This window comes from Streptomyces sp. R33 (genome assembly GCF_041200175.1).
GTDB lineage: Bacteria > Actinomycetota > Actinomycetes > Streptomycetales > Streptomycetaceae > Streptomyces > Streptomyces katrae_B.
The window spans coordinates 6694477-6711625 of record NZ_CP165727.1 but is presented as its reverse complement, the minus strand read 5'-3'; the positions used below and the strand labels follow the sequence as shown (position 1 = coordinate 6711625).

The following is a 17149-nucleotide window of genomic DNA, read 5'->3' as shown; positions in this document are numbered from 1 at the left end:
GGAGCAGTCCCGCTCCGCCGCGCGGGACGTGTCGCCTCAAACGCCGGCGGAGCCGATGGGCACCGGGGTGGCCCGGGTCAGGGACAGGAGGTCGCGGGCCGGACCCGCCGGCCTGGCTCCCACCGGCCAGACCGCCCGCAGCGCCCGTCCCAGCGCCGCCCCCGACACCGGGACCTCGACCAGCCGCCGCGCGGCCAGCTCGTCCCCCAGCGCCAGTTCCGACAGCACGCACGGCCCCGCCCCGCTCACCGCCGCCGCCTTCACCGCCGTCGTCGACGCCAGCTCCAGCAGCGGCTGGGCCAGCCCGCCGCTCCCGGCCAGCGCCGCGTCCAGCACCTGCCGCGTCCCCGACCCCCACTCCCGCAGGATCAGCGGCGTCGCCGCCAGCTCCGCCGCCTCGACCCCCCGCGTCCGCCGCGCCCACGCATGGCCCGGCGCCACCGCCACCACCAGCCGGTCCTGCGCGATCACCGCCGAGTCCAGCCCCTCCGGTACCGACAGCCCCTCCACGAAGCCCAGGTCCGCCTCGTGCGCGAGCACCCGCTCCGCGACCACCGCCGAGTTCCCCGCGTGCAGCGACACCGCGGTCCCCGGCCGCTGCCCCCGCAGCGCGATCAGCCACCCCGGCAGCAGGTACTCCGCGATGGTCATGCTGGCGGCCACCCGCAGCCGCGAGTCGCGCCGCCCGCGCAGCGCCTGCGCGCCGGCGTCGAACGCCTCCGCCGCCTCCACCACCCGCCGCGCCCAGTCCGTGACGAGCGCCCCCTCCGCCGTCAGGGTCGACCCCCGCGGCGAACGGTCCACCAGCGCCACGCCCAGCCGGGTCTCCATCGCCCGGATCCGGCTGCTCGCGGCGGGCTGGGTGATGCCCATGCGCTTGGCCGCGCCGCTCAGGCTGCCGACCCGCGCCACCGCGAGCAGCAGCTCCAGCGCTCCCAGGTCCGGTACCCGGTGTGCCAGCGGAACCCACTCCTCGTTACCCATAAAGTCAGTTTATGACCTTATAGAGAGATGCCCTCTGCCGTACGCCGGGCCCCGCGACGACGCTGGGTCCATGGCCACCACCCTCGTGCGACCCCACGAACACATTTCCCGGACCCCCCAGGCCCACAAGGCCTTCCCGGCGCTCCGTCACCTCGGCCCCAACTGGTACGCGTCCGTCATGGGCACGGCGATCGTCGCCAACGCCGGCGCGACCCTCCCGTACCAGGTGCCCGGTCAGCGCGTGGCCTGCCAGATCGTCTGGGCGCTGTCCGCCGCGGCCCTCGCCCTCGTGCTCACCGCCCGCGCCGGCCACTGGCTCCACCACCGCGACCAGGCCCGCGCCCATCTCCTCGACCCCGCGGTGGCCCCGTTCTACGGATGCCTGGCGATGGCCCTGCTGGCCGTCGGCGGCGGCACCCTGATCGTCGGCAAGGACCTCGTCGGAGAGCCCGCCGCCGTCGCCGCCGACGCGGTCCTGTTCACCGCCGGCACCGCGATCGGCCTGCTCATGGCGGTGGTGGTGCCGTACCTGATGGTGGTCCGCCACAAGGTCGAGGCCGCGCAGGCCACCCCCGTATGGCTGCTGCCCCTGGTCGCCCCGATGGTCTCCGCCGCCCTGGGCCCCCTGCTGATACCCCACCTGCCCGCCGGCCAGCCCCGCGAGGCGCTCCTGCTGGCCTGCTACGCCATGTTCGGCATCAGCCTGCTGGCCACGCTGCTGATGCTGCCCCTGGTGTTCGGCCGGCTGATCACGAGCGGCCCGCTGCCCCTGCTGCTGACCCCCACCCTGTTCCTGGTGCTGGGCCCCCTCGGCCAGTCCACCACCGCGGTCAACCAGCTCGCCGACATGGCCCCCCGGGCGATCGGCGCCCCGTACTCCGGTGCGCTCGGCGCCTTCGCGGTCGTCTACGGCGTGCCCGTGATGGGGTTCGCCCTGCTGTGGCTGGCCCTCGCCGCCGCAATGCTGGTCCGGGCGGCCCGGAACGGCATGGGCTTCGCGATGACCTGGTGGGCGCTGACCTTCCCCGTCGGCACCTGCGTCACCGGCGCCGCCGGCCTGGCCCGCCACACCGGCCTGACCGCCTTCGCCTGGCTCGCCGCGGTCCTGTTCCTGGCCCTGCTGACCGCCTGGCTCCTGGCCGCCGGCCACACCCTCCGCGGCCTGTTCACAGGCACCCTGCTCCCCCGCTGACGCCCCCTGCCCGCCAGGCGGCCCGGAGCTCGTCCATCAGCGCCCCGCACGGGGCCTTCGTACCGGTGAGGGGTACGGCCAGCCCTCAGCGCGCCGCGCGCAGGGCGGCCGTCAGGAGCGCCGGGGCCTCGGTCAGCGAGGGGCCGTACCAGGTGAGGTGGCGGCCGCTGACCAGGGCGCAGGGGTGGTCCGGGAAGGCTTCCGGGCCGTCCTCGCGCGTGAAGCGGTACGGCTCGTCGGGGAGCACCACCAGATCGCAGTCGGCGGCGGCCAGCTCCTCCGCCGGCACCCGGGGATACCGCTCGCCGTGGCCGGCGTAGATGTTGCGCACGCCGAGGCGCGCCAGCACGTCGCCCGCGAAGGTGTCCCGGCCGAGCACCATCCAGGGCCGCCGCCACACCGGTACGAAGGCCCGGAGCGGGCCGGCCGGCTCCACGCGCGCCCATGCGGCCTCGGCCTCGTCCAGCCAGCGCGGCCTCGCCAGCCCCAGCACCCCCACCAGCACCCGGTCCAGCTCGGTCAGCGCCTGCGGCAGGTCCCGTACCTCGGTGACCAGCACCTCCACCCCGGCCGCGCGCAGCGCCGCCACGTCGGGGGCCCGGTTCTCCTCCTCGTTGGCGATCACCAGGTCCGGGCGCAGCGCCGTGATCCGCTCCACGTCGGGGTTCTTCGTCCCCCCGATGCGCACCGCGCCCCGCTCCGCGAGGTCCGCGGGGTGGGTGCACCAGTCGGTCACCCCGACGAGCAACCCGGGCGCGCTCACCGCGACCGCCTCGGTCAGCGAGGGCGCCAGCGAGACGACCCGCATCCGGCTCAGCGCCCGGGCGAGGGCGGCTCGGACGTCGCGTGGATGTGCTCCCCGACCGCCACGACCAGGAGCCGGGTGTCCTCGGAGACGGCCCGCCAGCGGTGCCGTACGCCGCCGGACAGGAACAGCGCGTCCCCGCTCTCCAGCCGGTACGCCCGCCCCTCGGCCTCCACCTGGCAGGCGCCCGAGACGACGTACATCAGCTCGTCGTTGCGGTGCTGGTATTCGCGGCCGGCGTCCTGGTCCCCGGTGAACTCCAGGGCGTGCAGCTGGTGGTGTCCGCGGACGAGGGGGCGCACGCCCGGGACCGGCGTGAGCCCGGATTCGTCGCCGGCCCGTACGAGGTCGACCGTGCGCGCGGTGTCGGACGCGGCCAGCAGCTCGACGGCCGTGGTCTCCAGCGCGTCCGCGACCCGCTCGAGGGACCGCATGCTGGGCCGGGCCCGCTCGTTCTCTATCTGACTCAGGAAGGGCACCGACAGGCCGCTGCGCGCCGATACGGCGGCGAGGGTGAGGTGCAGTGCCCGGCGCCGCTTGCGCACGGCCACTCCCACCCGGAGCGGTTCCTTGGCGTCCTTGTCCCGTTCCTTGTCGTCCGAGCCGTCCCTGTCGTCCATGGCGGGGCTGCCCTCCCCTTGTCTGGTCCGTCGGCGTACATCGGCGTCCATCGCACATCGGTGTGCTGTAAGCACCTTACGCAGCAACCGCCCCCGGTTTCGCGTGCAAGAGCCGACCAGGGTACGCCCCGGGTGAAACTCCCGTGCCATGTCCGATCGCCCTTTCGGCCACTTTCCGTGCCCCCGGCCGTAACCGTCCGCCCCGGGCGCACGTGAGGGTTGCGGCATCATCGTCACCGTGACGACGACTCGACGCCTGATGCTGCTGGACACCGCCTCCCTCTACTTCCGCGCGTACTTCGGCGTGCCGGACTCCGTGAAGGCCCCGGACGGCACCCCGGTCAACGCGGTGCGCGGGCTGCTCGACTTCATCGGGCGCCTGGTCCAGGACCACCGCCCGGACGATCTCGTGGCGTGCATGGACGCCGACTGGCGCCCGCACTGGCGGGTGGAGCTGATCCCCTCCTACAAGGCCCACCGGGTCGCGCAGGAGACCGAGTCCGGACCGGACGCGGAGGAGATCCCCGACACCCTGGCCCCGCAGGTGCCGATCATCGAGGCGGCGCTGGACGCGTTCGGGATCGCCCGGGTGGGCGTCGCCGGATACGAGGCCGACGACGTGATCGGTACGCTCACGGCGCGCGCCACCGGACCGGTGGACATCGTCACCGGCGACCGGGACCTGTACCAGCTGGTGGACGACGCCCGGCAGCGGCGCGTGCTGTACCCGCTCAAGGGCGTCGGCACGCTCCAGGTGACGGACGAGGCGTGGCTGCGCGAGAAGTACGGGGTGGACGGTCCGGGCTACGCGGACCTGGCCCTGCTGCGCGGGGACCCGAGCGACGGCCTGCCGGGGGTTCCGGGGATCGGCGAGAAGACGGCGGCGAAGCTGCTCGACGCCTACGGCACGCTGGCCGGGATCATCGCCGCGATCGACGACCCGAAGTCGAAGCTGACCCCGACCCAGCGCAAGCGGCTGGACGAATCCCGGCCGTATCTGGCGGTCGCTCCGAAGGTGGTCCAGGTGGCCTCGGACGTCCCCCTTCCGGCGTTCGACCCCGCTCTGCCGGCGGTGCCCGCTCAGCCGGAACTCGTCGATGCGCTGGCGCGCCGCTGGGGTCTTGGCGGAGCGGTGTCGCGGCTCAGCAGCGCGCTGCACGCCTGAGGTGCTAACTTAGGTAATCCTAAGTTTCAGGGGAGCAAGGGGAGACGCCGTGGCAGAAGGACGCGCCCGCAAGATCGGCACTGCAGTCGTCGTGCGCACCGAGCGGCTCACGCCGCACATGGTGCGCGTGGTGCTGGGCGGTGCCGGACTGGTCCGGTTCAGTGCGGGTGAGTTCACCGACCATTACATCAAGCTGCTGTTCGCGCCCGAGGGCGTCACCTACCCCTCGCCGTGGGACCTGGACCGGATCCGCGCCGAGTACCCGCGTGAGGCGTGGCCGCGCCAGCGTGCGTACACGGTCCGGTCCTGGGACCCGGCCCACCTGGAGCTGACGCTCGACTTCGTCGTCCACGGCGACGAGGGCCTGGCCGGCCCCTGGGCGGCGCGCGTCCAGCCGGGCGAACTGGTCCGCTTCCTCGGCCCGGGCGGCGCCTACGCCCCCGACCCGGCGGCCGGCTGGCACCTGCTCGTGGGCGACGAGAGCGCGCTGCCGGCGATCGGGGCCGCGATGGAGCGGATGCCGGCCGGCGCGCGGGTGCACGCGTTCGTGGAGGTGGAGGGCCCGCAGGACGAGCAGAAGATCGCCACCCGCGACGGCACCGTCCCGGTCTGGCTCCACCGCGGCACCCGCCCGGTCGGCGAAACCCTGGTCGAGGCGGTCAGGGCCTTCGAGTTCCCCTCCCGCGAAGTCCACGCCTTCGTCCACGGCGAGGCCGGCTTCGTGAAGGAACTGCGCCACCACCTCCGCCTGGAGCGGAGCGTCCCGAAGGAACGCCTGTCGATCTCCGGCTACTGGCGGCTCGGCGAGACGGACGAGGGCTGGCGCGCGATCAAGGGTGACTGGAACGCCCGGGTCCTGGCCGAACAGGAATCCGCGGCGTAACCGCACCGCGGACCCGGCCCGGGCACCGCCCCGTCCCCGGGGCACACCCCGCGGGTACCCGGCCCCGCCGACACGGCCGGGGACCGTCCCCCGCGGTTCCCGACCCGCCGGGCTGCTCTCCCGCCGTTCCGAGCGGCGGGGTCACCCGTTCGGCGTGACAATGTGGGCATGCGTACGCTCCGCATGTTCGGCGCAGCCGGAGCCGCCACCGTCCTCACGGCAACGGCGGTGGCCGGCGCGCACGCCGCGCCCACCCCGCCGCCCGCGCCCAAGCCGCAGATCACCGACGCGGAAGTGGACAAGGCGCTCGCGCGCCTGCCCGGGTTCGTCACCGATGTCATGCACAGCACCGGGGTCCCCGGGGCCGCCGTCGCCGTCGTCCACGACGACAAGGTCGTCTACCTCAAGGGCTTCGGCGTCCGCCGCACCGACGCCCCCGGCGCCATCGGCCCCGACACCGTCTTCCAGGTCGCGTCCGTCTCCAAACCGATTTCCTCCACGGTGGTGGCCGGCGCCCTCAAGGACCCCGCCGACTGGAACGACCGCACCGAACTCCCCGGCTTCGCGCTGAAGGACACCTGGGTCACCGGCCACGTCACCACCGCCGACCTCTTCTCGCACCGCAGCGGCCTCCCCGACCACGCCGGGGACCTCCTCGAAGACCTCGGCTACGACCAGGCGTACATCCTCGACCACCTCCGCCTGGAGGCTCTCACCCCCTTCCGCGCGAGCTACAACTACACCAACTTCGGCCTCACCGCCGCCGCCGAGGCCGTCGCCCGGCAGAAGGGCACGACCTGGGAGAAGCTCAGCCAGGACACCCTGTTCAAGCCCGCCGGGATGACGCACACCAGCACCGAGTTCTCGGCCTTCATCAACGCCCCCGACCACGCGGCCACCCACGTCAAGAACCCGGACGGGACCTGGTCGCCCCGCTTCGTGCGCGACCCCGACGCCCAGGCACCGGCCGGCGGCGTGAGTTCCACCGCCACCGACATGGCCCGCTGGCTGCGCCTCCAGCTCGCCGGCGGCACCCTCGACGGGAAGCGGATCATTCCCGCCGACACCCTGGCGGCCACGCGCCTGCCGCACATCGTGTCGCAGGCGCCGACCCCGCCCCTGGACCACACCGGCTTCTACGGGCTCGGCTGGAACGTCTCGTACGACGATGCGGGCCGGCTGCGCCTGAGCCACTCCGGCGGCTTCGAACTCGGCGCCAACACCAACGTCACGCTGCTCCCGCTGGAGAAGCTCGGCATCGTCGTCCTCACCAACGGCGCCCCGGTCGGCATGGCCGACGCCATCGCGATGGACTTTTTCGACACCGCCGAGCACGGCGCGCCGACCACCGACTGGCTGCCCCTCTTCGCCGAGCTGTACGCCCAGCAACTCGGCCCCGGCCCCTCCGCCACCGACTACGCGCACCCGCCCGCGGGCGCGAAGCCGGCCCGCGCCGACAGCGCGTACACCGGGACCTACGTCAGCCCGTACTACGGGAAGCTGACCGTGACGGCGAACAGCAGCGGCAAGGGCGGACTCACCCTCTCCCTCGGCCCGAAGCCGATGCGCTTCCCGCTCACCCACTACGACGGGGACACGTTCAGCTACGTGACCTCCGGCGAGAACGCGGTCGGCCGCACCGGGGTGTTCTTCAAGGACGGTACGGTCCGCATCGAGTACCTGGACGCCACCCACCTGGGCACCTTCACCAAGCAATAGGCACATAGCCTGGACCCCGATGAGACGCAGAGCCCAGGCACCCCCCTCGCCCCTCCCCCAGGTCGCCGGCATCGACCCGGTCCGGCTGCGGCTGCCCGCCGACCCCGACGGGCGGTGGCCGGACCTCGGCGGCTACCTCGCCGAGCGCTACGCCGGCACCCGCGGCGCCGAGTCCATCGCGCACCTGCTGCGCGCCGGGCGGGTGTTCGGCCCGGGCGGGCGGGTGCTGCGTCCGCAGGACCCGTACGAGCCCGGCGCCTACCTCTGGTTCCACCGGGACATGGAACCGGAGCCGCCCGTCCCGTTCCCGATCCGCGTCGTCCACCGGGACGCGCACCTCCTGGTCGTGGACAAGCCGCACTTCCTGGCGACCACCCCGCGCGGCAGCCACATCACGCAGACCGCCCTGGCCCGGCTCCGCGCGGAGCTCGACCTGCCCGAGCTCAGCCCGGCGCACCGGCTGGACCGGCTGACCGCCGGGCTGGTGATGTTCAGCATCCGCCCCGAGGACCGCGGCGCGTACCAGCTGCTGTTCCAGGAGCGGCAGGTCCGCAAGGAGTACGAGGCGCTCGCCCGCCACGACCCGGCGGTCGTCCTCCCCCGCACGGTCCGCAGCCACATCGAGAAGATCCGCGGGGTCATGGCCGCGGCCGAGGTCCCGGGCGCCGAGCCGAACGCCGAGAGCCTGGTCGAACTCCTCGGCACCCGGGGGGAACTGGGCCGCTACCGGCTGACCCCGCACACCGGCCGCACCCACCAGCTGCGGGTGCACATGAACAGCCTGGGCCTGCCGATCCTGGGCGATCCGGTGTACCCGCAGGTCACCGACCCGGCCCCGGACGACTACCGCAGGCCCCTGCAACTCCTGGCCCGCACCGTGTCGTTCACCGACCCGGTGACGGGCACCCCGCGCCGCTTCGAGAGCGGCCTGTCCCTACGGGCCTGGGACGACCTCGCGGGCTGGGAAACCGGAACCTAGTGCCGCGTACCCCCGGACGGTGAACAGCGCGGCCGCCGCGCACAGGAGTTCCTCGCGCGGCGGCCGGCTGCTGGCCGGCCGCACCCGAAAGGGCACGCGGCCGGCCGACCCGTCTCGGCCTTTCGGCCGTTCCCCCGGTCATGGGCCGATCGTCGCACAGGGCATCCCCGAAGTGATCATGGCAAGAGATGAGATCCGGCCACGACCACCTTCGGAGGAAGCTCCAAAAACGCCTAGCCGACCGAGCTGTACGCCACCACACCCCGAAGCAGTGCGTCCACGGCCTTGCGGGCATTGCGCGCGACCGTGCTCCCGCCCTGCGAGGAGGGCGGAGCGGACGACGCGGGAGCCGCTGCCGCGATCTGCCCCAGCACGTCGATGACCTGCTTGCACCAGCGCACGAAGTCACCGGCCGGCATCTCCGCCTCGCGCAGCACCTCGTCCAGGCTCTTGTCGGAGGCCCACTGGTACGCCGCCCAGGCGAAGCCCAGGTCCGGCTCGCGCTGGCCTACGCCCTCCGCCTGGTTGATGCGGTGCTCCTCCTCCAGCGCGTCGAGCCGGCCCCAGATCCGGACCATCTCGGCGAGCGCCGCCTTCGCCGCGCCGCCCGGCACCTTCGGCGCCACCGCATCGTCGGACTGCCGCGCCTCGAACACCAACGCCGAGACGCAGGCGGCCAGTTCGGCCGGGGTCAGGCCTTCCCAGACCCCGGCGCGCAGGCATTCGGACGCCAGCAGGTCGAGCTCCCCGTACAGCCGGGCGAGCCGCTTGCCGTGCACGGTGACCTCGTCCTCGCGCAGGTAGTCCAGCTCGGTGAGCAGCGCGTGGATCCGGTCGAAGGTGCGGGCGATCGTGTTCGTCCGGCCCTCGATACGGCGCTCCAGCTGCTGGGTGTCCCGCTTGAGCCGGTGGTAGCGCTCCGCCCAGCGGGCGTGGTCCTCGCGCTCGTCGCAGCCGTGGCAGGGGTGCGCCCGCAACTCGGCGCGCAGCCGGGTGATCTCGCGGTCGTCGGCCGCGGCGGCCCGGCCGCGGCCCCGGCGCTCCGGCGTGATGTGCCCGGCCTTGGCCCGCAGTTGGGACGCCAGGTCCCGGCGGGACTGCGGCGAGCGCGCGTTGAACGTCTTCGGGATCCGCATCCGCTCGATCGCCTCGACCGGCACCGGGAAGTCGATCGCGGCGAGCCGCTTGACCTGCCGCTCCGCGGTCAGCACCAGCGGCCGCGGGCCCTCCGCGTACTCGTACCCGCGGTGCCCGTTGACCCGCCCGGCCGGCACGCCCGGGTCCAGGACCAGCGCGAGCCCGGCGAACTTGCCGGTCGGCACGTGGATGATGTCGCCCGGCTTGAGCTTCTCCAGCGAACTCGCCGCCTGCACCCGGCGCTGGGCCGCGCCCTGCTTGGCCAGGTCCGTCTCGCGGTCCTTGAGGTCGCGGCGCAGCTGCGCGTACTCCTCGAAGTTCCCGAGGTGGCAGGTCATGCCCTGCCGGTAGCCGTCCAGGCCTTCCTCGTTGCGCTGCACCTGCCGGGAGATCCCGACGACCGAGCGGTCGGCCTGGAACTGCGCGAAGGAGGTCTCCAGCAGCTCGCGCGAGCGGTGCCGCCCGAACTGGCTGACCAGGTTCACGGCCATGTTGTACGAGGGCTTGAAGCTGGAGCGCAGCGGATACGTACGGGTGCCGGCGAGCCCGGCGAGGCCCGCCGGGTCCATGCCGCGCTGCCACAGGACCACGGCGTGGCCCTCGACGTCGATGCCGCGCCGCCCGGCCCGGCCGGTGAGCTGCGTGTACTCGCCGGGGGTGATGTCGGCGTGCTGCTCGCCGTTCCACTTGACCAGCTTCTCCAGGATCACCGTGCGCGCGGGCATGTTGATGCCCAGCGCCAGGGTCTCGGTGGCGAAGACGGCCTTGACCAGGCCGCGGACGAACAGCTCCTCCACGACCTCCTTGAAGGTGGGCAGCATGCCGGCGTGGTGCGCGGCGATGCCCCGCTCCAGGCCTTCGAGCCACTCGTAGTACCCCAGGACGTGCAGGTCCTCGGCGGGGATGGACGCGGTCCGCTCCTCGACGATCTCGCGCACCTTCAGGCGGGCCGTGTCGTCGTTGAGCCGCAGGCCGGCGAACAGGCACTGCTGGACGGCGGCCTCGCAGCCGGCCCGGCTGAAGATGAAGTTGATGGCGGGCAGCAGCCCGTCGCCGTCGAGGCGGGCGATGACCTCGGGGCGGCTCGGGGTCCAGATCCGGCCGCGGGAGCGCCGCTCGCGCTCGCGGTCGGCCTCGCGGACCATCTTGCCGCGCCGCCGGTCCTTCGGGCTGTACGTGCGGGTGTTCTCCTCGCGCGCCATGCGCAGCAGGTCGGGGTTGACCTCGCGGCGCGCGGAGCCGCGGCCTCCGTGGTCGGACTCCTCCTCGAAGAGGTCGTAGATCCGGCGGCCTGCCATGACGTGCTGCCACAGCGGGACGGGCCGCTCCTCGGAGACGATCACCTCGGTGTCGCCGCGCACGGTGTCGAGCCAGTCGCCGAACTCCTCGGCGTTGGACACGGTGGCCGACAGGGACACCAGCGTCACCGACTCGGGGAGGTGGATGATCACTTCCTCCCAGACGGCTCCGCGGAACCGGTCGGAGAGGTAGTGCACCTCGTCCATCACGACGTACCCGAGGCCGAGCAGCGACTGCGAGCCCGCGTAGAGCATGTTGCGGAGCACCTCGGTGGTCATCACGACCACGGGCGCCTCGGAGTTGACGCTGTTGTCACCGGTCAGCAGGCCCACCTTGGCGGCGCCGTAGCGCTTGACGAGGTCGGCGTACTTCTGGTTCGACAGGGCCTTGATGGGCGTCGTGTAGAAGCACTTGCGGCCCTGCTGCAGGGCCAGGTGTACGGCGAACTCGCCGACGATCGTCTTGCCCGAGCCGGTCGGGGCGGCCACGAGGACGCCCTTGCCGGCCTCCAGTGCCTTGCAGGCGTCGACCTGGTACGGGTCCAGGTCGAATTCGTACATCTCGCGGAAGGGGTGCAGAGCACTGGCCTCTTCGGCGGCGCGGATCCGGGCAGCGGCGTACCGCTCGGCGGGTGAGAGTTCTTCGGTCATCTTGTTCTCGAGCCTACCCGTCGCCCCTGACAACAGTCGCGATCATTTATACGGACCGCACAGCCACCGCCGGGCCGGCGCTAGGCCAGCAGCCGCAGGGCACCCGGGACGCAGTCGGCGCTCACCGGCAGCGGCCCGAGCGGCTCGCCGTCCGCGTACGCGGTGATCCCGGCGGCCTCCAGCGTGATCTTCGCCGCCCGGTGGACGGTCACCTTCGGGTGGCCGAGGTGCGTCCCCTTGTAGACCTGCGGGAACACCTTCAGCAGGGTGGCCCGGCTGCAGTCGCCGACGACCACGACGTCGAAGAGCCCGTCGTCCGGGACGGCGTCGGCGCAGATGCGCATGCCGCCCCCGTACGAGGTCCCGTTGCCGACGGCGACCAGCGTGGCCTCGGTCTCGATCACCGGACCGTCGTCGAGGGTGATCCGGTACGGGAACGGCCGGAACGCGGCCAGCTCCGCGAGGATCGCCAGGTCGTACTTGAACCGGCCCGCCGGGAGCCGCATCCGGTTGCCGCGGTCGTTGACCCGCGAATCGAAGCCGGAGCACAGCACGGTCCCGTACCAGGTCCCGCCGTCGGCCCCGGCGCCCGCCCGGGACACCCGTCCGAGGTCGATCTCGCGGATCCGGCCCTCCTTGAGCGCCTCGGCGGCCAGCCGCCCCGCCTGCGCGGGCTCCCCCACGGGCAGTCCCATGGCCCGCGCGAAGTCGTTCCCGGTGCCCACGGCGACCACCCCGAGCGGCACCAGCGTCCCGGCCAGGGCCTGCAGGGCCAGCGAGACTACGCCGTCGCCGCCGACGGCGATCACCGCCCCGGTGCCCTCGCGCACGGCGGTGCGCAGCCGGGACAGCGCGTCCGCGGCATCGGCGCCGAGGACCGTCCGTACGGAGAATCCGGCGGCCCGGAGCGCGGAAGCGGCCGGCTGCGCGGCGTGCGCGCCCCGGCCGCGGCCCGCGGTGGGATTGACGAGGAGGGTGATCTCAGCGCTCACGCACCGGAATGTACCTGTCAGGTCGCGTCGTCGTAACCGTTGATCTGCCTGCGGCTCCCGTCGGCCTGCTCGGGCAGCGCGGTCGGGGCCTGGACGGCCTCCAGCTCACCGATCGGCGCGGGCGTGAGGTCTAGCTCCGCCGCCTCGTCGTCGTCGAGCAGCGCGTCGGGGTTCCCCCGGCGCCGCCTGCGGTCGTTGACCAGGCAGATCCCGAGGGCGATGAAGTAGAGGGCGATGATCGGCGCGGCCAGCGACAGCATGGTCAGCGGGTCGCCGGTGGGCGTGGCGAACGCGGCGAAGATCGTGATGCCCAGCACCATGGCCCGCCACCAGCTCGCCAGCCGCTTCGCGGTGAGGACCCCGGTGAAGTTCAGCAGGATCAGCAGCAGCGGCAGCTCGAAGGCGAGGCCGAAGACGACGACCATGCGCGTGACCAGGTCGAGGTAGTCGTCGACCGGGAGCAGGTTGCGCGCGTTGTCGGGGGTGAACTCGAGGAGGATCTGCGCGGTCTTCGGCAGCAGCTTGTACGCGAGTACCGCACCGGCGCCGAACAGCGGAGCGCCGACGGCGACGAAGGCCGTCGCGTAGCGCTTCTCGTGCTTGTGCAGGCCGGGGGCGACGAAGGCCCAGAGCTGGTAGAGCCACACCGGCGCCGAGAGCACCACACCGGCGGTGAGCGAGACCTTGAGGGCGATCGAGAACGGGGCGATGAGGCCGTTCACGGTCATGTCGGCGCAGGGCCGGCCGTTGCGCTGCGAGACGACCCCGCCGGTGCAGCCGACGGAGTCCAGCATCGGCTTCAGCATGAAGTCGATGAGGTTCTTGTAGTAGAACGCCGCCACGGCGGTGATCACGAGGATCGCCAGGACCGACTTCAGCAGGCGGTTTCTCAGCTCACGCAGGTGCTCGACAAGAGGCATCCGCCCTTCGGCGTCCTTCTCCTGCTTGCTTTGCTTCTCCTGCTTGCGGGCAGACTTGAGCAACCCACGTCCCTTGTCTCGTTGCAGATGACCGGCGTGATCGCGACCGCGGGCCGGCAGCCCGGCGGCCGGACGGTCAGCCCTGGGTGGTGTGGTTCGGCTCGTTGACGGGACGCGAGCTGGTCACGTCGCCGGGAGCGGCCTTGATGGTGCGCGGGGCGGTCGCCTGCTGCGGGGTCTGGTCGGCGACCGTCGCGGCGGTGCCGACGTCGTCGGCCGCGCCGTCGTTCTTCATGGCCTTGGCCTCGCTCTTGAGGATGCGGGCCGACTTGCCGAGGGAGCGGGCCATCTCGGGGAGCTTCTTCGCACCGAACAGCAGCACGATGACAGCGATGATCAGAAGGATCTCGAGGGGCTTCAGATTGCCGATCATGTGTGTCTTCCTTCTCACCGAAACGGCTGGTTGTGGTGTCGGCGGCCGCGGACCGGGGTCCGTGGCCGCTCAGGAAAGGATCGTAACCCCCTGGGGTTAACGCCCGGCAATCCCCGGGGGTATCCCGCCTTGCGTACGGCTGCGACCGACGGTACGGGTCCCGCGGCGCACTTTCCATACGCGTGCGGGCCGCAGACCTGCGGGTCACGGCCGGGCGGCGCCGCCCGCGCGCGCCAGATCCGTGGCCGCGCGCTCCAGGTCCCCCGAGGCGTCAGCGATCCGCCGGCTGGCCAGCTCGACCTGGCCGGACAGCCGCCGCACCTCGACGAAGACCCGTACCGCGAGGACGGCGAGGACGGCGAGCCCGAGGAAACCCAGGGCGATTGCGAGCATCGGCCACAGCATGGGGTCGAGCCTAGGCCACCGGCCGCCTCAGATGCTGCGCAGGGTGCTCACGCCGCCCCCGGTCAGCAGTTCCACGATGCGCTCGCCGGCCGGTTTTCTCACGGAGGCCCCGCACTCGGGACAGGTGAAGGAGTAGAACGTGGTCCGCCGGCTCCCGCCGATCACCAGCCGCAGGGACCCCGCGTCCAGCTCGAAGCGGGCGCGGCAGTCGGAACAGGCTGCCTTGAAGGAGACCGGCCCGACCGTGGACGGCCACCCCGGCGATCCTGCGGCAGCTTGCACACCCCGTGGCCCAGACATTGGCGACATCGCTCGGCGCTCCCCTCAGACCATTCGTTCCTGACGGCACAGCTTGCAGCGGCACAGCGTGCGGACGTCACGGCTCCCGTACGGCGCGGCCCCGCACCCGCACGGCCCGCCGCTTCCCCTGGCTCAGCCCGGTTCCCCGTACCCGGCGAGGGCCTCCCGGGCCGCCTGCCGCGCGCTGTCCGCCAGCTCCAGGGGCGCCACGATCCGGCCCTCGCGGCCCAGCCGCAGCGCGAGGCGGCGCAGCGAGGCCGGGTCCGGGCTGCGCAGCGTGATCCGCAGACCGCCGTCGGACAGCTCCTCGGCGCTGTCGTGCGGGTAGTACTCGGCGACCCAGCGGCCGCCCGGTCCGACCTCGACCACGACCTCCGGGTCCTCGGCGGCCGGCTGGACGAGCCCCTCGGACAGGTCGCGCGGCTCGATGGCGGGCGGCTCGGCCCGCTCGTCCAGCAGCCGGATCTCGGCGACCCGGTCGAGGCGGAAGGTGCGCCGGGCCTCGGAGAGGTGGCACCAGCCCTCCATGTACGTGTGGCCCACTGCGAAGAGCCGGATCGGGTCGACCTTGCGCTCGGTCAGCTCGTCCCGCGCCGGCGAGTAGTAGCGCAGCCACAGCCGGCGGCGCTCCGCGATGGCCCGGTCGACGTCCGCGAAGACCCCGCCCTCCGCCTCGAAGGTCACCGACAGCCGGGAGCTGGCCCCGGCCGCCTCGCCGGCGGCCGCCTCCAGCTTCGCGGTGGCGCGCAGCAGCGCGTCCCGGTCGCTCTCGCGCAGCCCCGGCAGCGTGGCCACGGCGCGGGCGGCGACCAGCAGCGCGGTCGCCTCGTCGGCGGCGAGGCGCAGCGGCTCGGCGGTGGACTCCCCCGACGCGTCGGGGTTGCGCCACCAGATGCGCTCCCCGTCGGTGTCGATGTCGAGCAGGTCGCCGCCGCGGAAGCTGGTCCCGCACATGGGCAGCACGTCGAGGTCCGAGATCAGCTCGTCCTCGGTGATCCCGAAGGCGCGGGCGACGTCGGCGACGTGCGCCCCGGGGCGCTCGCGCAGGTACGTCACCAGGGACAGCATCCGGCGGGTCTGGTCGATGGCGTTGGCAGCCATGCTGGTACGTCTCCCCCTCAGGGCACGTCTTGCGAACGGTGCGGTGGTGCGGTGATGCGATCTGTGCGGTCCGGGCGTGCCGGGACGGGCTCAGCCCTCGGCCACGGCGCGCAGCCGGTCCACGACGTCCGCCCGCAGGTCGGCGGGGTCCACGACCACCACGTCCGGCCCGAACTCGACCAGCCAGGCGTCCAGCCCGTGCCCGTACGGGATCTCCAGCTCGTCCCAGCCGTCCCCGCGCTCGCGCACGGCGGTGGCCTTGGCCCGCAGCGGGTACCCGGCGCCGGCCCGCAGCCGGATCAGCGCGGAGCGGTCCGCGCTCTCCCCGGCCCAGCTGGCCACGGTCTCCCGTACGGTGACCACGTCCGGGACCTCGGCGGTGTACTTGGCCGCCCGGGACTTGACCTTGCCGGTGATCCGGGAGAGCCGGAACACGCGCTCCGCCCCGCGGTCGCGGTCGTAGCCGGCCAGGTACCAGTGGCCGCGCCAGCACTCCAGCGCCCACGGCTCGACCTGGCGGGTCTCGGGGCGCGCGGCGGTGGACTTGCGGTAGTCGAAGACCACCGGCCGGCGGTCGCGACAGGCCAGCATCAGCGGTTCGAAGGCCGCCTCGTGGACGGGGATGCGCGGCTCGATGGCGCTGTGCTGGCCCTCGTACGGATCCCCGGCCTCCGGCATCCCGCCGGCACGCAGCTTCTGCAGGGCGCCGCTGGCGGCTCCGGCGAGGCGGGCCTGCTGCCAGACCTTGGCCGCGAGCCCGAGGGCGGCGGCCTCCTCGGCGTCCAGCGAGACGGGCGGCAGCCGGTTGCTGTCGCGGCGGGCGAGGTATCCGGTCTCCCCCTCCAGGTTCTCCACCGTCTCGATGACCAGGCCGAGTTCACGCAGATCGTCCTTGTCCCGCTCGAACATGCGGTTGAAGGACTCGTCGTTGCCGGCCTCCATGTACGCCTCGATGGAACCGCGCAGCTCACGCTTGCTCAGCGGCCGACGGGTCCCCAGCAGACACAGCGCCAGATTCATCAGCCGCTCGGCCTTGGCAATCGCCATCGACGCCCTTCCGCCCTTCTCCGCTTACAAGTTGCATTGACCGTTGACCGTACCGCCCCGGCGGTCCCCGGCAAAAGCGAGGGCCCCCGCCTCACGGCGGGGGCCCTTCACCGATCACGGGTTGCCGGGATCAGACACCCATCAGGTCGCAGACGAAGATCAGCGTCTCGCCCGGCTTGATGGCCGGGGTCGGGCTCTGGTCGCCGTACGCGAGGTGGGCGGGGATCGTCAGCTTGCGACGGCCGCCGACCTTCATGCCCTGGACACCCTTGTCCCAGCCGGCGATGACCTGGCCGATGCCCAGGATGAACTGCAGCGGGGCGCCGCGGTTCCAGGACGCGTCGAACTCCTCACCGGTGGAGAAGGCCACGCCCACGTAGTGGACGGAGACCTTGTTGCCGGCCGTGGCCTCGGCGCCGTCGCCCTCCCAGATGTCCTCGATGACGAGGTCGGCCGGGACGGGGCCCTCGGGGAAGTCGATCTCGGGCTTCTCGAGCTGGTTGCTCACGGAACTGCTC

Annotated in this window: 17 protein-coding genes; 5 read left to right on the top strand and 12 right to left on the bottom strand. The window is 72.9% G+C overall.

Annotated elements, in window-relative coordinates:
• Positions 1 to 36: 36 nt before the first annotated feature.
• A complete protein-coding gene (locus AB5J51_RS30835; RefSeq protein WP_136224279.1) occupies positions 37 to 984 on the bottom strand; it encodes a LysR family transcriptional regulator in 948 nt (315 codons plus the stop codon).
• Positions 985 to 1054: 70 nt separating this feature from the next.
• On the opposite strand from AB5J51_RS30835, the gene AB5J51_RS30830 reads away from it, so the two are divergent.
• Positions 1055 to 2176 carry a TDT family transporter gene (locus AB5J51_RS30830; RefSeq protein ID WP_369779130.1) on the top strand — a complete coding sequence of 374 codons (1122 nt, stop codon included), beginning with the start codon at positions 1055 to 1057 and terminating at the stop codon, positions 2174 to 2176.
• An 85-nt stretch (positions 2177 to 2261) separates the two neighbouring features.
• On the opposite strand, the gene AB5J51_RS30825 is transcribed toward AB5J51_RS30830, so the two are convergent.
• Together AB5J51_RS30825 and AB5J51_RS30820 are read right to left on the bottom strand one after the other, a co-directional pair.
• Positions 2262 to 2984: a helical backbone metal receptor gene (locus AB5J51_RS30825; protein WP_369779129.1), complete on the bottom strand. Its 723-nt coding sequence runs from the start codon at positions 2982 to 2984 to the stop codon at positions 2262 to 2264.
• Between the two features lie 5 nt (positions 2985 to 2989).
• A complete protein-coding gene (locus AB5J51_RS30820) occupies positions 2990 to 3601 on the bottom strand; it encodes a helix-turn-helix domain-containing protein (protein ID WP_051832331.1) in 612 nt (203 codons plus the stop codon).
• Positions 3602 to 3860: 259 nt separating this feature from the next.
• On the opposite strand from AB5J51_RS30820, the gene AB5J51_RS30815 reads away from it, so the two are divergent.
• The 4 genes from AB5J51_RS30815 (at position 3861) to AB5J51_RS30800 (ending at position 8347) form a co-directional block, all read left to right on the top strand.
• Entirely contained in the window at positions 3861 to 4766 is a 906-nt protein-coding gene (locus AB5J51_RS30815) for a 5'-3' exonuclease (protein WP_053785977.1), read from the top strand.
• Between the two features lie 49 nt (positions 4767 to 4815).
• Complete coding sequence (locus AB5J51_RS30810) at positions 4816 to 5649, top strand: siderophore-interacting protein (RefSeq protein WP_369779128.1); 834 nt, start codon at positions 4816 to 4818, stop codon at positions 5647 to 5649.
• A 168-nt stretch (positions 5650 to 5817) separates the two neighbouring features.
• Entirely contained in the window at positions 5818 to 7368 is a 1551-nt protein-coding gene (locus AB5J51_RS30805; protein WP_369779127.1) for a serine hydrolase, read from the top strand.
• A gap of 19 nt (positions 7369 to 7387) precedes the next feature.
• On the top strand, positions 7388 to 8347 hold the full coding sequence (locus tag AB5J51_RS30800) for an RluA family pseudouridine synthase (protein ID WP_369779126.1): 960 nt from the start codon (positions 7388 to 7390) through the stop codon (positions 8345 to 8347).
• 233 nt (positions 8348 to 8580) lie between these two features.
• Here the strand turns inward: AB5J51_RS30800 and AB5J51_RS30795 are convergent, their stop codons facing one another.
• The 9 genes from AB5J51_RS30795 to AB5J51_RS30755 all read right to left on the bottom strand — a co-directional run bounded on the left by AB5J51_RS30795 (position 8581) and on the right by AB5J51_RS30755 (position 17139).
• Complete coding sequence (locus AB5J51_RS30795) at positions 8581 to 11433, bottom strand: DEAD/DEAH box helicase (RefSeq protein WP_369779125.1); 2853 nt, start codon at positions 11431 to 11433, stop codon at positions 8581 to 8583.
• Between the two features lie 80 nt (positions 11434 to 11513).
• A complete protein-coding gene (locus AB5J51_RS30790; RefSeq protein ID WP_053785972.1) occupies positions 11514 to 12425 on the bottom strand; it encodes a diacylglycerol kinase in 912 nt (303 codons plus the stop codon).
• A gap of 17 nt (positions 12426 to 12442) precedes the next feature.
• Complete coding sequence (gene tatC / locus AB5J51_RS30785; RefSeq protein WP_136224274.1) at positions 12443 to 13408, bottom strand: twin-arginine translocase subunit TatC; 966 nt, start codon at positions 13406 to 13408, stop codon at positions 12443 to 12445.
• Positions 13409 to 13481: 73 nt separating this feature from the next.
• Positions 13482 to 13778, bottom strand: coding sequence for a Sec-independent protein translocase subunit TatA (tatA, locus tag AB5J51_RS30780; protein WP_369779124.1), 297 nt, complete (start codon positions 13776 to 13778; stop codon positions 13482 to 13484).
• 204 nt (positions 13779 to 13982) lie between these two features.
• Positions 13983 to 14183: a hypothetical protein gene (locus tag AB5J51_RS30775; RefSeq protein WP_053785969.1), complete on the bottom strand. Its 201-nt coding sequence runs from the start codon at positions 14181 to 14183 to the stop codon at positions 13983 to 13985.
• Positions 14184 to 14210: 27 nt separating this feature from the next.
• Entirely contained in the window at positions 14211 to 14483 is a 273-nt protein-coding gene (locus AB5J51_RS30770) for a hypothetical protein (RefSeq protein WP_053785968.1), read from the bottom strand.
• Between the two features lie 132 nt (positions 14484 to 14615).
• Entirely contained in the window at positions 14616 to 15584 is a 969-nt protein-coding gene (locus AB5J51_RS30765) for a YafY family protein (RefSeq protein ID WP_053785967.1), read from the bottom strand.
• Between the two features lie 90 nt (positions 15585 to 15674).
• On the bottom strand, positions 15675 to 16631 hold the full coding sequence (locus AB5J51_RS30760) for a YafY family protein (protein WP_133898500.1): 957 nt from the start codon (positions 16629 to 16631) through the stop codon (positions 15675 to 15677).
• Positions 16632 to 16761: 130 nt separating this feature from the next.
• On the bottom strand, positions 16762 to 17139 hold the full coding sequence (locus AB5J51_RS30755; RefSeq protein ID WP_030294343.1) for an FKBP-type peptidyl-prolyl cis-trans isomerase: 378 nt from the start codon (positions 17137 to 17139) through the stop codon (positions 16762 to 16764).
• Positions 17140 to 17149: the final 10 nt, after the last annotated feature.